Here is a 13,474-nt window from a genome sequence, read left to right as displayed (position 1 = left end):
GCATAACGACACATAATCCCATCGTTGCCCGCAGCAAGATGAGCAAGGCATAGCATGAGCCAGCAAGATCACCATTCACCGAATCCGGGCCTGTTTGCAGGCCGTCGGGTCACCGTTGTCCAGTCAGACACTCTGAATCGAGATTGTCTGGTCGGACGACTCTCCGCTCTCTGTTATCAGGAGGCCGGTGTGATCACCTCGCAGCAGATGGCGCTGTTACAGCGCCTGTTGCCGAGAACCCGGCTGGAGAGCTTGCTGGGCTCTATCTGGTTTCAGCGCCGTCTGGATGCGGTCCTGGTCTTGTCACGCAAGGAGCTGCAGCAAATCCTGCGTGCCGCGGGCAGTGAGCGCAGCGACTGGTTGCAGCAACTGGGTGATCCCATCAATCTGGCCGAGTGGCCACTGTTGTGGCACTGGGTGCTCTATCCCTTGCACCGCTGGTGGGTTCAGCGCCTGGAGCCTCTCTACGGCAGCTGGCTCAACGAGCTGGAACAACTGCAGGTAATGCGGCGACAGCTGAATGCCCAGTCGGTGTTCTGGCAGACGGTCGTCGAGGTCCCGGCGGATCTCGAGGCGCGGATAAGCGAGCAGCTTGCCCAACTGTCGAGGCGTGAGCAGGAGCTGCGGCTGCAGCGGACACAGTGCGAGGAACGTCTCCAACTGGCGTGGCCAGCCTGGTATGCCCGGCAGGCCCAGGGTGGCGATCCGGCTCTCCTGATGCCTGTTCCCATCGAACTTGGCACATTTTGGCAGTCCCTGCGTGCCTTGCCGGAGCAACCGGCGGCGGCCAAGATCCTGCACGCCTGGCTCGTTGAGAGGGGGCTCGCCCTGGCTCAGGATCACTTCTACTGGCAACCGCCCGAGCGCTAGCCAGCCCGAGGAACTATGCAAATTCTACTGAATCGATTGGCCGCAAAGCTTGGCCAAGGGACCTTCGTTGCCGACGCACAGGGGAAATATCACCTGCGGCTCGATGGTTACCCCCTCTTCTTGACGCCCAGAGCCGGCGAGCTGCTGTTGAGTACCCCCTTCCAAAGCAGCCTGAGCGCGCGCGAGGAAGCCCATGATCCTGCGTTGCTGAAGCGCCTGCTCCAACAGGTGGTGGCCTGGGGACGTCAAGCTCCCCATGCGCTGGTGCTCGACGATCTGGGCAACCTGCAGTTGGAGGCCAGGATCGGCCTGGAGTGGCTCGATGAGCAACGGCTGGAAGAACGTCTGAGCCAGCACATTGCCCTGCTGGAGCGACTAGAGCCCCAATTGACTGAGGCCGCCCTGGCCCCCCAATGGAGACAGATGATATGGCACCCCTGAGTGTACGGCTGAGTGTACAGCGCCTTACAGGCTCACTGTTGGCACTCTGCATCGGCACCCTGCTCGCGCTGCGACCCGCGGTGGCCCAGGAGCTGGACTGGCTACCCATGCCGTACAGCTATGTGGCGGAAGGGGAGAGCCTGCGCGATGTACTGGTCAACTTCGGGGCCAACTACGAGGTATCGGTCGTCGTCAGCGACAAGGTCAACGATCAGGTCAATGGCCAGTTCGAGCATGATGAGCCGCAGGCCTTTTTGCAGCAGCTAGCCTCCCTCTACAACCTGGTCTGGTACTACGACGGCAGCGTGCTCTATGTGTTCAAGAACGGTGAGGTGCAGTCTCGTCTCATCAACCTGGAGCGGACAGGGGCGGCTGAGCTCAAGCAGGCGTTGCAGCGTGCCGGGATCTGGGAACCTAGATTCGGCTGGCGCCCCGACGCGGACAACCGCCTGGTCTATGTCTCCGGTCCTCCGCGCTATCTCGAGTTGATCGAGCAGACTGCGGTGGCGCTGGAGCAGCAGTCCCAGCTGCGCAGCGAGAAGACAGGACCGCTGGCCATCGAGGTGTTTCCGCTCAAGTATGCCTCGGCCGTCGATCGTTCCATCCAGTACCGGGATACCGATGTGGATGCGCCCGGTGTGGCCACCATACTGGCCCGCTTGTTGAGCGACGCTGGAGTACAGGTGGTCAACGGGGAGGGCAACAAGGGGGCTGTGTCCACCTCGGGACAGGCAGTCGTCCAGGCCGATCCCGCGCTCAATGCCGTGATAGTGCGTGACGCGCCGGAACGGATGGCGATGTACGGCAAATTGATCGCGGCCCTCGACAAACCCGCCGCCCGCATCGAAGTGGCGCTCTCCATCATCGACATCAACGCCGAAGATCTCTCCCAGCTGGGGGTGGACTGGCGGGTCGGGATCCGCACCGGCGACAACCAGCAGGTGATCATCAAGACCACGGGGGATCGCAAGGGGATCGAAGGCGGGGCCGCACTCGGCAGCCTGGTCGATGCCAAGGGGCTCGACTACCTGCTGGCCCGGGTCAATCTGCTGGAGAACGAGGGAAATGCCCAGATCATATCTCGTCCTACCCTGCTGACTCAGGAGAACACCCAGGCGGTGATCGATCACAGCGAGACCTATTACATCAAGATCAGCGGGGAGCGCGTCGCCGAACTGAAGGGGATCACCTATGGCACCATGCTGCGGATGACACCGCGGCTGATCCAGTTGGGGGACAGGTCGGAGGTGAGCCTGAGCCTGCACATCGAGGATGGCAACCAGAAACCCAACAGCACCGGCATCGACGGCATTCCGACCATTAGTCGGACCGTGGTGGATACCATAGCCCGGGTCGGTCACGGTCAGAGCCTGCTGATCGGCGGCATCTATCGCGATGAACTGAGCGAGAGCCTGAGCAAGGTTCCCTTCCTGGGGGACATTCCTTACCTGGGGGCCCTGTTTCGTAGCAAGGAGAGCCAGACCCGGCGCGCGGTGCGACTGTTCATCATAGAGCCGAGGGTGATCGACGATGGCATCGCTCACTATCTGTCCCTGGGCCATGGTCAGGATCTGCGCGCCGGTGTGCTGGGGGCCGATGAGCTGTCAAACCAGAGCCTCTCCCTCAGCAAGGTGCTGGGCGGTGCCCAATGCCAGCCTCTGGCAGCGGCTCGCGATGTGCAGCAACTGCTGCGCCAGGGGGGCAAGAGTTCGTCCCTGACTCAGTGCCAGATGGGGAAAGAGCTGGGGTGGCGACTGGTTGAGGTGAGCAAGGAGCAAAAATGCAGCCCTGCCACCAGCTGGTGCGTGCAAGGGATGAAAGATGGGGAAACCCGATGAGCTGGAAGTGTCGCCTGTATCGCGGATTGAACCGCGGGGCTGAAGTGCCGATGCCGGAGGGACGTCTGGTGATGGGATCCGATCCTCTCCAGGCCGATCTGGTGCTAGTGGATGAGGGCGTGGCACCGGTTCACCTAGTGTTGATGGTCACGGTCGAGGGCATAGCGTTGCAGGAGTGGGCCGAGGGGATCACCCCGACTCAGGACGGTATCGTCCTGGCCGCGGGTACCCTGCTCAAGGCCGCCACTCGGCAGGAGGCCGGTCCCCTGCTCTGGAGTTTCTGTGACGACAGTCTCTCGCTCCCCGAGCAGTGGGAACCGTCGGTTGCCATGGTCGCGCCGCCGCGCCCACCCCGGCGTGCTGGTCGTGCCGAGCTGTGGGTGGGAGGGCTCTGCCTGACCCTGGTGGTTGCCCTGATCGCGTTGCTGGGCCACGGCTGGTGGCAGGGCAACGGTGAGAATGATGCCGCCCGCAAAGAGCAGGCGTTGCGGCGCTTCCTCATCACCCCGGCTTATCAGCAGGTGGTGCTCGGTGGTGGCGAGCAAGGGATGTGGCAGTTGTCGGGCTATGTGGACGAGAACGGCACCCGTCTAGCCCTGCAACAATACCTCGACGGCAACGGCTTCAATTACCGGCTGGATATCCGCTCCATGGAGGATCTGCGTCAGGGGGCCGGCTTCATCCTGCAGAAGCTCGGCTACGAGCAGCTCCAGATCCGCAACGGCAAGGAGCCAGGCTGGCTGCGGCTAAGTGGCGAGATCGATGTGCAGGATCCGAAGTGGGGCAAGCTGGAGTCTCTCCTCAGACAGGAGGTGCCCGGGGTGCTGGGCATAGAGAACCAGGTGCAGGTCGCCGGCGCCTATCGTAAGCGGCTGGATACCCTGCTGCAGGAGCAGGGCTTGGCCGGGCTCTTGCGCGTGCGGGAGACGGGGGATCGCATCGAGGTTTCCGGTGCGCTCGACGGCCCCCGACTCGGCAAGTTCCAGCAGGCTCAGCAGCAATTTCGTCGTGAGTTTGGTTCTCATCCCGTGCTGGAGCTGGTCAATCAGGAGCGAACCCCGCGCCAGGATGAGCTGGAGTTCGACGTGCGCAGCGTGTCCCTCGGCCGAGTGCCTTACGTGATCCTGAAGGACAACCAACGCTATCCGGTGGGGGGCGCGACCACGGGTGGGGTGCGGGTACTGGCCATTCGCCCCGATGCGGTGGTGGTCCGCAAGGGCAAGCAGCAATACATAGTCAAGTTAACAGGAGCCGAGAGGCATGATGACCAATTTGGAAACGCGACTGTCCGGCGCTGATCCCGAGTTCGCCCGCGAGCTGCACGACAGTCTCATCCAGGCACAGGGGGAAGTGAAGCGGCAACTGCTGCGCGGAGGTACCCAACTGCAGTATCGGCAGTGGGAACGAGAGGCCGATGCCATCGCGGCGGGGCTCAAGATCATTGGCAAGATAAAGGAGTACAACCATGGCTGATTACTTTACCTACACGGACAAGAACACCAATACCCTCGATCAGGTTGCGTCGAATCTCTCCGGACAGGCCAATACCGCCAATGCGGAGGTCAACAAGGCCATCGAGGCGATGAAAACCAACCCGGACAACCCGGCCCTGCTGGCGGAGCTGCAGCACAAGATCAACAAGTGGTCGGTCATCTACAACATCAACTCCACCGTGACCCGCGCCATGAAAGACCTGATGCAGGGCATCTTGCAGAAGATCTGATGATGAACATTCAACTCAAACGATGGCTGGCCGAGCTCGCGCTGGCAGGCACAGGGCATCACTGTCACCGGGAGGCGGCCACCATCGCCGACTGGCTGGCTGGCGAGCCCGGCATGGGGGAATGTGTGACCCTGATCCGCCTCTCGTCCCTGATGAACCAGGGAGATTATCAGGAGGCGTTGCGGCTGGGAGAGGAGCTGGGCACGCCGGATGTGGAGCCCTGGCTCGCGCTGTGCGAATGGCGGCTCGACAAACATGACGAGCTGGCATTGCGGTTGGCCAGGCTGGAGGAAAGTGAGCAGCCAGCCCTGCGGCTGTTCGCGACGGGTCTGCGCGAGCAGATGGCGTCATGAGGGTAGATGGCGGTGAGGCCGCCGCTCCGCGGGCCGTCGAGCGTCCCGCACCGGTCCCCGAGCAGGGGGCGCAGCGCCAGTTTGAGCGCCTGCTGGGCAAACCGGAGGGACCGAACCTGTTTACCCGCTGGCAACAGGGGGAGCCGCTTGAGGGATTGCTGGATAGTGCCCCTCCTGCCGCCCAGCGGGATCTGCTGTGGCAGATCTATCAACGGGGAGATGAGTCGGTACAGGGGATAGGCAAGCGGCTGTCCCAGCCGGTGCTCGACAAGTTGATAGAGCACTTTGGTGAGCGTCGACCACCTGTCGTGGCCGTCATTGACCAGCCCGAACTGCGTGCTCTGATGCGGGAGTTTGACCCGTTGGCTGCGCGGCGGGAGAAGGTCTTGCTGAACGTGATGGCGGCGATCAAGGGTGAGCAGGGAATTGTGCCCGCCGAGTTTGAATATCTCGACGAACTGGCCCGCCGCGAGCTGATGACCCTGATCCCGCTCAACGGCATGGTGAACAATTTGATGCGCAACTCGCACAAACTGGATCTGGAGGGGTGATGGAGATTTCACAAACGACGCAGGCTCTGGTGACCAGCCTGGATGAATTGAAGGCAACCGAGGTGTCCACTTCCCATGTCGCCAGTTTCGAGCAGGCGATGGGACCCTCATCCCAAGGCATTGGCGGCTCTCTGTTGGGGGAATTGGGGGAGATCAAGCAGCAGTTCACCGAAGCCAAGGAGAGCCTGAAGGCTGAGCTCTCTACGCCGGGAGACGATCCCAATAGCTTGATGCAGATGCAGTGGTCGCTGATGCGCATCACCATGCAGGAAGAGCTGATCGCCAAGACCGTTGGCAAGATGAGCCAGAACGTAGAAACCCTGTTGAAGACTCAGTGAGGTAGTGTGAAGAGAACGATGCTGAAGGGGGTGCTTTTCAGTGCCCTGCTGCTCAGTGGTTGCAAAGTAGAGCTCTATACCGGGGTCAGCCAGAAGGAAGGAAACGAGATGCTGGCGTTGCTGCGTACCGAGGGGATCTCCTCGGACAAGCAGCCAGACAAGGACGGCAAAATCAAGCTGCTGGTGGAGGAGTCCGACGTGGCGCAAGCCATCGAGACCCTCAAGCGCAAGGGCTACCCGCGGGAGAGCTTTTCCACGCTGCAGGATGTGTTTCCCAAGGATGGCCTTATCTCCTCGCCGACCGAGGAGCGGGCTCGCCTCAATTACGCCAAGGCACAGGAGATCTCCCATACCCTCTCCGAAATAGACGGGGTGCTGGTGGCCAGGGTGCATGTGGTATTGCCGGAGGGCAATGAAGGGATCAGCAAAAAGCCGTCTCCCGCCTCGGCCTCCGTCTTCATCAAACATGCCGCCGACATCCAGTTGGACACCTATATTCCGCAGATCAAGCAGTTGGTCAACAACAGTATCGAGGGGCTGGCTTACGACAGGATCAGCGTGGTGCTGGTCCCCTCAGCTGATATCCGCCAGATGCCCTTGCTGGCACGCAATACCAGCCTCTTTTCCATTGAGGTGAGCGAAGCCTCGAAGTGGCGCCTGGCTGGCTTGATCGCCCTGTTGTTGACACTGGTAGTGACCACCAACCTGGCTCAGTACCTGTGGCATCGGCGTCGGAGTCGCTGATGGCGGCCGGTCTGACGCCCTACCAATTGCGCTTCTGTCCGGCAAGCTACCTCGACGAGGGACACTTTCCGAAGACTTGGTGCGGGTTGCGGGAAGCCTTGCCGGAGTGGCGAACACTCCCGGCGCTCAATGGCGCCTTGCTCAATGAGCTGGCATTGGGGATCGAATACGATCTACCTGTGCCACTCGGCGGGCTGGCGCTCTTTCCCCAGGCTGAACTTATCCTGCTGCTGCGCCGCTTGGGTGCCGTGCTGCACGGCGAAGCCATCCGTCACTGTTTGCAGGCACCCATGCTGCGCCATCTTATCAGCCTGCTGGGCGAAGAGGGTCACAGGACCCTGCTGTCCCAGCTAGACCTGTTGATCGGCCTCTGGCCCGCTGGCTGGCAGCGCTCATTGCCGGCGCAGCCGGACGGCGCCTATCTGGAGCAGGCCGGACTGCAGTTCTGGCTGGCGGCGACGGGAGAGGCTGATCTCTGCTGGGCGCGGCGGCTCGCCTTGCGCCTGTCACCCGCGTTGGCCGTGACACCCTGGCATCTCGCCACCGAGCAGTTGCCGCTTGCCAGGGTGCTCTGTCTCAAAATAGCGAAACAGGTAACACCACAATGCTGCCATTTGTTGAAATAAAGAGTGAACATCTGCAACTGGTACCCGGTCAGCGCCTGCTGCGCAGCCAGGATTACCAATCCTATCTGAGTGCACAGGCGCTGGTTGATGCAGCCAGGGTGCAGGCCGCCGAGATAGTGCAGGAGGCCCGCACAGTGTACGAGCAACAGAAGGAACTCGGTTGGCAAGCTGGCATGGAGCAGGCACGGCGGGAGCAAGCCGTGCTGATCCATCAGACCCAGCTGCAGTGCCAGGGGTATTACCGCACGGTCGAACAGCAGATGAGCGAGGTGGTGCTGCAGTCGGTGCGCAAGATCTTGCATGATTACGATCAGGTGGCGCTCACCCTCAAGGTGGTGCGCGAGGCGCTCTCTCTGGTGAGCAATCAGAAGCAGGTGACGGTGCGGGTAGCGCCTGAGCAGGTGCAGGCGGTGCGCGACCAGATAGCCAAGGTGCATAAAGACTTTCCCGAGATCGGCTATCTGGAGATCTCCGCCGATGCCCGGCTCGATCAGGGCGGCTGCATCCTGGAAACCGAGGTGGGGATCATCGATGCCAGCCTGGATGGCCAGCTGGAGGCCCTGTCGAGGGCCATCTCGGCGACGCTCGAGCGAGCCGGTACCCATTCCTGATAATAAAGTGCCACATCGATAAAATTGCGGCCGATGTTGTCAAACGACCACGGCGACTCTCCCTAGAATGGACTCAATTCCATAGTCACAGGAGAAGTACCATGCAGATCCAGCAGGTTGCCAGACAGTCCATCACGACGCAGGCGTCCGAACCACTCCACCATGAGCCACAGGAGCACGCGCCCAGTTTGGCAAGTGCTCTGGGAACGGGGGCCGTGCAGCCGCTGGCACACGTCAGCCAGACCCCTCTCACCGAATCGTCGAAGGGGGAGCCGATCTGCGAGAGTCGTGGACCACGCGAGGTCAGTATCAGCCGTCATCAGGACGGATCTGCTACTGTCACGCTGAATCATCCACCACTCACCAGCCTGGTATTGAGTGGTGGTGGGGCCAAGGGCGCGGCCTATCCGGGCGCTATCAAGGCGTTGGAGCAGCAGGGTAAGTTAGCCGAGGTCCGCACTCTGTCCGGCTCCTCTGCCGGGGCGATTACGGCGTCTTTGCTCGCGGCGGGGATGAATGCCGATAAATTCAAGAGCCTGTCCGATAAGATGGATCTCATTGATTTGCTCGATTCCCCAGTGAAAAAAATCAAGCTGGCTCAACATCTGAGTGGGGAAAATGGCAAGACGATCGCCGGACTGCTCGATAAGATAAAACTCAGCAAGTTGGGTAGCTTCGTGCAATTGCTTTGCAACATCTTGCCCCGCCTGCAGTCCGAAGCCGCCCCCCTCGAGAAGACACTTAAACAGGAGTCGAGCCGCTCCGTATTGGCCCAGCTTGGTGCGCACCCTGAGCTTAACTCCAGACCCGAGATTGCCGCCATCCGGCAACGTCTGCAGCAAGGTGGTGGAGTGACTTTCGGTGATCTGGCACTGCTCAACCGCCACATTCCGGCCATCAAGGAGTTGAACATCACGGGAACCGGCATGTTCGATGGCCGCCCACAAATGATCCTGTTTAATGCCAGCCTGACACCGAACATGGAAATTGCTCGTGCCGCCCATATTTCCGGCTCTTTCCCAGTGGTATTTAGTCGCCCTGAGGAAGAGCATCAACCCTTCTTGATGAAAGGCGAACAACTGTCATTGCAAGATGGCGGTGTCATGCTCAATGTCCCGGTCCCTGAGTTGATCAATCCTGCTGTCAGACACTCACCGATCTCCGAGCATGACAATCTGATCCTGAAATTCGAGGGGGGCAGTGACGAGCCCGTCGAGCGGGGTTCTCGCAAAGGCGCCATTGCGGATTGGGTGGTGGGTGCGCCGGTCGGAGCACGATCGGCTCTGCAAACCAAAGGACTGGCCGCATTTTCCGATCAGATGGTGACAGTGCCGCTCATAACCGAACGTGGCGATTTCACCGGTACCCTGAGTGGCACGCTGAATTTCACCATGAGTGATGCAGACAAGCAGCATCTGCAAGACAAGTTGGCCGATGCGGTGACGGGGCATCTGGAGGGGAGGACGAGCGATCGGCAGCAATATCAGTTCAACGATCTGGAGTCAGCCCTGCTGGCCCTGCCGGAGCGGGACTTTGCGGCCGTTGCGCTGGAAAGTAATGCTGAGATACAGGAAACCGTTCGCTTTCAACAGACGGCTCAGGAGCAGCTCTCTGTCATAGTGGCATCTGTGTTGAGTCAGGACCCATCTGCCCAGTTGGCACTGTCTGACTCATTATCCGATGCGCTCGAGCAACTAGATTCACTGGCCAATTCCCCGGCTCGTCGAGACTGGCTCGTGGCCCAGTTCAACCAAGCGGATAACACAGCGCTGGCTCGCTTGCTCAATACGGCTAGTCCAGCTGGCCAATTCCCCATATTGGAACAGAGCAAAGGCGAGGCGAGACACCGTGAGGTGATGACGGTGGCGCACAATATCATTCATGAGGTGATCTATCCCTCCCTGTTCCGCCCGGGGCAACCAGACAGTAACGTGGCATTGCTGCGCCAGACAGAGCATGCCCTGGTGAATGCGAAGACGCCGTCCGAGGTGAACGTGGCGCTGAAAGAGCTGGCAGATAATTACGGTGCTCGCAACAAACCGTGGAGCAAACCTCGCTCTTCCACCACAGTCAGCCAGGCTCAAGCCTGGATGATGAAGGAGTAAGCATGCTGGTTGAATGGTTAAAAGGATTGGGGCAGAGCCTACCCGCAGCCGGTGAGAGCCGATGCATCCGATTCGAGTCATCACCGGAGTTGTGGCTCGAGAGAATGGGAGATCAGTATGTGCTGGCGCTGCCGATGGCTCCCTTGCCCTCGAATGGACTCTCGGGGGTCATGCTGCTGCTACTGCAGGTCAACAGCCCTATGTCGGCGCTGCAGCCGACCAGGCTGACGGCTGACAGTAGCGGTCGGCTGCTGTTGTGGTTGCCTTTAGAGGAATTAGCCAGCCCTGAGGCATGTCAATCCGCTTGTGATCTGCTCCATAGCGCATATGGTGCACTGCAGCCTCTGCTGCAAGAGCCGGAAGAGAGCATAGTGATTCAAACAGGCAATTTCTTTGTTTGAATGAGATCTATCGGATGTTGTGCGGGTCCTTGGCGAGCATCGTTGTTCAGATGTTGGTGATTATCCATAAAGGCAGATGGACTTAGCCATCTGCCTGCTGAAACACTCTGCAAGCTCGCCAGTCCTTCGGCCCCGATATGACAGAACTCTTGGGGGAAATAGAACCCATAGATGGCGGCTTTTAACTCCGCCATCCATATAGCCCAAACGACTAAGTCGTTTGGGCTTTTTCGTGTCTGCAATTTCCAACCTGCGCTGGCAGCTGATTCGATGCTGCTGGGCTCTCCCTTCTTGCTCCTTTTTGATTCTCTCGCAGTATTCCCCATTTATATCTCTACGCAGTCAGGGCCGCACACAGGGTCATGGGTTCGCCATATGCCAGCGGCCAGCCTGCATCATATCAGCCAGGGCAGGGTGGCCTTGGCGCTGTCCGAGATGGCGGTCTCTCGCTCCGGGTGGTTTTCCAGCAGCCGTTGCACCAGCAGCTCGATGAGCAGCATGGCGCTGATCTTGGAGTGAAACGAGCCGGCGGTGAGCGGCCCTTCCGGTTTGGCCGCCACCAACAGCTGATCGGCCAGGGTCGCCAGCGGGCTGCGGCTGGTGTTGCTGAGCACGATGACATGGGCGCCCCGTCCCTTGGCCAGTTGCACCGTGTGCAGCAGATCCTTGGTCGAACCCGAGCTGGACACGGCAATCACCACATCCCCCTCGGTCAGGCTGGTCGCATTCATGGCGGCGCGGTGCATGTCGCCAAACTGCTGNNCAGCAGGTTGGCGCTCTGCTGAAGCGCCGCCTCACTGAGCAGGGCCCCGGTATCTCGCAGGGCCGAGACACTCTCCTCGATGAGGCAACTGGTGGTATCCGTGGTCAACGGCTGAGGCTGGCTGGCCTGCTCCTGCTGAGTCTCCAGCGCCAGGGCCATCTTGAACTCGGTATAACCGCGACAACCTACGCCACGGCATAGGCGGGTCACGCTCGCCTCGCTGGTGCCACTCTCGCGGGCCAGCTCTGTGATGGTCAGATAGAGCACCCGCTGGGGTTGATCCAGCACGAACTGGCCGAGCCGTTGCAGGGTCTGACTATAGGTAGTGAGGTTGTGGCGCAGCATGAGCAGTACGCGAGGGGCCTCTGCGACTTGGTTCAATGAAGACTCCTTCAGAGCTTGGCAGGATGCAAACTGGCAGTGATTCTAGCGTTTTTTCCCCGCCGAATGTGAGAGCTGTCACACCATAAAAATAATTATCATGACTTGTTCGTTGTTTTGGTAAAAATTATCACCAATGCAATTCACTCATGGAGATTTTTATCATGTCACAGCCCGAGAAGACGGGAAGCAACCCGTTTTTCGAGAAGGCGCAGCGCTTTGGCAAGTCGTTCATGTTGCCGATCGCCGTGCTGCCCGCCGCTGGCCTGTTGTTAGGGATCGGGGGGTCGCTCTCCAATCCGAACACGCTAGTGGCCTATCCCTTCCTGGATGTGCCCTGGCTGCAGGGGCTCTTCATGCTGATGGCCGATGCGGGGGCCATCGTCTTCGCCAACTTGGCGGTACTGTTTGCCCTCGGAGTGGCGGTGGGGCTGGCTCGCTCCGACAAGGGCACCGCCGGGCTCTCGGCCCTGCTGGCCTATCTGGTGATGAACGCCAGCATCAGCACCCTGCTGAAGCTGTCCGATACCCTGGCCAGCGGTAATCTTGGGGCCTCGGGCCAAGGCATGGCCCTCGGGATCCAGACGCTGGAAACCGGGGTGTTTGGCGGCGTGGTGGTGGGGTTGATGAGCTACTGGCTGCACAGCCGCTACAACAAGGTGCAACTGCCGCAGTTTCTCGGCTTCTTCGGGGGCTCGCGCTTCGTGCCCATCGTCTGCTCGCTGGCGGCGATCGTGCTGGGCTGCCTCATGTACGTGGTCTGGCCGCACTTCCAGCAGCTGATCTTCGGGATGGGCGGGCTGGTGGATGCCACCGGTTACCTTGGTACCTTCATCTATGGCTTCGTGCTGCGGATGCTGGGCCCGTTCGGTCTACACCATATCTTCTACCTGCCGTTCTGGACGACAGCTCTGGGGGGCAGTGCGCTCATCGACGGCCATCTCGTGGAAGGCACCCAGCGCATCTTCTTCGCCCAGCTGGCGGATCCCGCTACGGTACAGTTCTACGAAGGGACAGCCCGCTTCATGTCCGGCCGCTTCATCACTATGATGTTCGGTTTGCTGGGGGCCTGCCTTGCCATGTACCACTGCGCGCGCCCCGAGAACAAGAAGCGGGTGGCGGGCCTGCTCATCTCGGCCGCCCTGACCTCTTTCCTGACCGGGATCACCGAGCCTATCGAGTTCTCGTTCCTGTTCATTGCGCCGCCCCTGTACTTGCTGCATGCAGTGTTCGACGGCCTGGCATTCATGCTGGCGCACATGCTCAACATCACCATAGGCCAGACCTTCTCCGGCGGTTTCATCGATTTCATGCTGTTTGGCGTGTTGCAGGGTCAGGCCAAGACCCACTGGATGCTGGTCCCCCTGGTGGGTGTGCCCTGGTTCTGCCTCTATTACTTCTCTTTCCGCTTCCTGATCCAGCGCTTCAAGTTCAAGACGCCGGGACGTGAAGATCAGCAGGAGGAGATCCGCGAGACAGTGGGCGTCGACCGCGCCAAGGCGATCGTCGAGGGGCTGGGTGGCGCCGTCAATATCAAGGATGTGGACTGCTGTGCGACCCGGCTGCGGGTGTCGGTCCATCGCGGCGATGCCGTCAAGGAGGCACTGCTGAAACAGACGGGGGCACTGGCCGTGATCACCAAGGGCAATGGCATCCAGGTCATCTACGGTCCCCACGTCACCATCATCAAGAACGAGATTGAGGAGTTATTGGGCGCATGAGTTGTACA

Annotated in this window: 17 protein-coding genes; 15 read left to right on the top strand and 2 right to left on the bottom strand. The window is 60.4% G+C overall.

The window, feature by feature from the left end:
* The first annotated feature begins 54 nt into the window (after positions 1-54).
* The 14 genes from CUC44_RS06035 (at position 55) to CUC44_RS05970 (ending at position 10,601) form a co-directional block, all read left to right on the top strand.
* Positions 55-870 (top strand): T3SS regulon anti-activator ExsD domain-containing protein, encoded by an 816-nt coding sequence (locus CUC44_RS06035; RefSeq protein ID WP_100859069.1) that lies wholly within the window; start codon positions 55-57, stop codon positions 868-870.
* A 15-nt stretch (positions 871-885) separates the two neighbouring features.
* Positions 886-1,311: a YscB family type III secretion system chaperone gene (locus CUC44_RS06030; protein ID WP_100859068.1), complete on the top strand. Its 426-nt coding sequence runs from the start codon at positions 886-888 to the stop codon at positions 1,309-1,311.
* Positions 1,284-3,149 carry a type III secretion system outer membrane ring subunit SctC gene (gene sctC, locus CUC44_RS06025; RefSeq protein ID WP_167388797.1) on the top strand — a complete coding sequence of 622 codons (1,866 nt, stop codon included), beginning with the start codon at positions 1,284-1,286 and terminating at the stop codon, positions 3,147-3,149. The genes CUC44_RS06030 and sctC overlap by 28 nt, the downstream gene beginning before the upstream one ends.
* Positions 3,146-4,447 (top strand): type III secretion system inner membrane ring subunit SctD, encoded by a 1,302-nt coding sequence (gene sctD / locus CUC44_RS06020; RefSeq protein WP_100859066.1) that lies wholly within the window; start codon positions 3,146-3,148, stop codon positions 4,445-4,447. The genes sctC and sctD overlap by 4 nt, the downstream gene beginning before the upstream one ends.
* A complete protein-coding gene (locus CUC44_RS06015) occupies positions 4,410-4,622 on the top strand; it encodes an EscE/YscE/SsaE family type III secretion system needle protein co-chaperone (protein WP_100859065.1) in 213 nt (70 codons plus the stop codon). The genes sctD and CUC44_RS06015 overlap by 38 nt, the downstream gene beginning before the upstream one ends.
* Positions 4,615-4,872, top strand: coding sequence for a type III secretion system needle filament protein AscF (ascF, locus tag CUC44_RS06010; RefSeq protein ID WP_100859064.1), 258 nt, complete (start codon positions 4,615-4,617; stop codon positions 4,870-4,872). Before CUC44_RS06015 ends, ascF begins: the two co-directional genes overlap by 8 nt.
* Complete coding sequence (locus CUC44_RS06005) at positions 4,872-5,225, top strand: YscG family type III secretion system chaperone (RefSeq protein WP_100859063.1); 354 nt, start codon at positions 4,872-4,874, stop codon at positions 5,223-5,225. The genes ascF and CUC44_RS06005 overlap by 1 nt, the downstream gene beginning before the upstream one ends.
* Positions 5,222-5,776, top strand: a complete 555-nt coding sequence (locus CUC44_RS06000; RefSeq protein WP_100859062.1) for a YopR family T3SS polymerization control protein — start codon at positions 5,222-5,224, stop codon at positions 5,774-5,776. Before CUC44_RS06005 ends, CUC44_RS06000 begins: the two co-directional genes overlap by 4 nt.
* Entirely contained in the window at positions 5,776-6,114 is a 339-nt protein-coding gene (sctI, locus tag CUC44_RS05995; RefSeq protein ID WP_100859061.1) for a type III secretion system inner rod subunit SctI, read from the top strand. Before CUC44_RS06000 ends, sctI begins: the two co-directional genes overlap by 1 nt.
* A gap of 6 nt (positions 6,115-6,120) precedes the next feature.
* Complete coding sequence (gene sctJ, locus CUC44_RS05990) at positions 6,121-6,858, top strand: type III secretion system inner membrane ring lipoprotein SctJ (protein ID WP_208621033.1); 738 nt, start codon at positions 6,121-6,123, stop codon at positions 6,856-6,858.
* Positions 6,858-7,484: a Yop proteins translocation protein K gene (locus CUC44_RS05985; RefSeq protein WP_100859059.1), complete on the top strand. Its 627-nt coding sequence runs from the start codon at positions 6,858-6,860 to the stop codon at positions 7,482-7,484. The genes sctJ and CUC44_RS05985 overlap by 1 nt, the downstream gene beginning before the upstream one ends.
* Positions 7,463-8,095, top strand: a complete 633-nt coding sequence (locus tag CUC44_RS05980; RefSeq protein WP_100859058.1) for an HrpE/YscL family type III secretion apparatus protein — start codon at positions 7,463-7,465, stop codon at positions 8,093-8,095. Before CUC44_RS05985 ends, CUC44_RS05980 begins: the two co-directional genes overlap by 22 nt.
* A gap of 101 nt (positions 8,096-8,196) precedes the next feature.
* Positions 8,197-10,200 carry a patatin-like phospholipase family protein gene (locus CUC44_RS05975; RefSeq protein WP_100859057.1) on the top strand — a complete coding sequence of 668 codons (2,004 nt, stop codon included), beginning with the start codon at positions 8,197-8,199 and terminating at the stop codon, positions 10,198-10,200.
* 2 nt (positions 10,201-10,202) lie between these two features.
* The gene (locus tag CUC44_RS05970; RefSeq protein ID WP_100859056.1) at positions 10,203-10,601 is read left to right on the top strand and encodes a type III secretion system chaperone family protein; all 399 of its coding nucleotides are present in this window, start codon (positions 10,203-10,205) and stop codon (positions 10,599-10,601) included.
* 395 nt (positions 10,602-10,996) lie between these two features.
* Here CUC44_RS05970 and CUC44_RS21430 read toward each other — a convergent pair whose 3' ends face one another.
* Positions 10,997-11,347 (bottom strand): MurR/RpiR family transcriptional regulator, encoded by a 351-nt coding sequence (locus CUC44_RS21430; RefSeq protein WP_425266294.1) that lies wholly within the window; start codon positions 11,345-11,347, stop codon positions 10,997-10,999.
* A gap of 17 nt (positions 11,348-11,364) precedes the next feature.
* Positions 11,365-11,745 (bottom strand): MurR/RpiR family transcriptional regulator (locus tag CUC44_RS21140; RefSeq protein WP_208621032.1); only part of this gene is annotated, 381 nt, incomplete at its 3' end.
* A gap of 164 nt (positions 11,746-11,909) precedes the next feature.
* Here CUC44_RS21140 and CUC44_RS05960 point away from each other — a divergent pair.
* Positions 11,910-13,466 (top strand): PTS transporter subunit EIIC, encoded by a 1,557-nt coding sequence (locus tag CUC44_RS05960; RefSeq protein WP_100859055.1) that lies wholly within the window; start codon positions 11,910-11,912, stop codon positions 13,464-13,466.
* Positions 13,467-13,474: the final 8 nt, after the last annotated feature.

The sequence above is a fragment of the Aeromonas lusitana genome, assembly GCF_002812985.1.
GTDB classification, from domain to species: Bacteria; Pseudomonadota; Gammaproteobacteria; order Enterobacterales; family Aeromonadaceae; genus Aeromonas; species Aeromonas lusitana.
The sequence above is the reverse complement of the archived record's forward strand: the minus strand, read 5'-3'. Positions and strand labels throughout refer to the sequence as shown.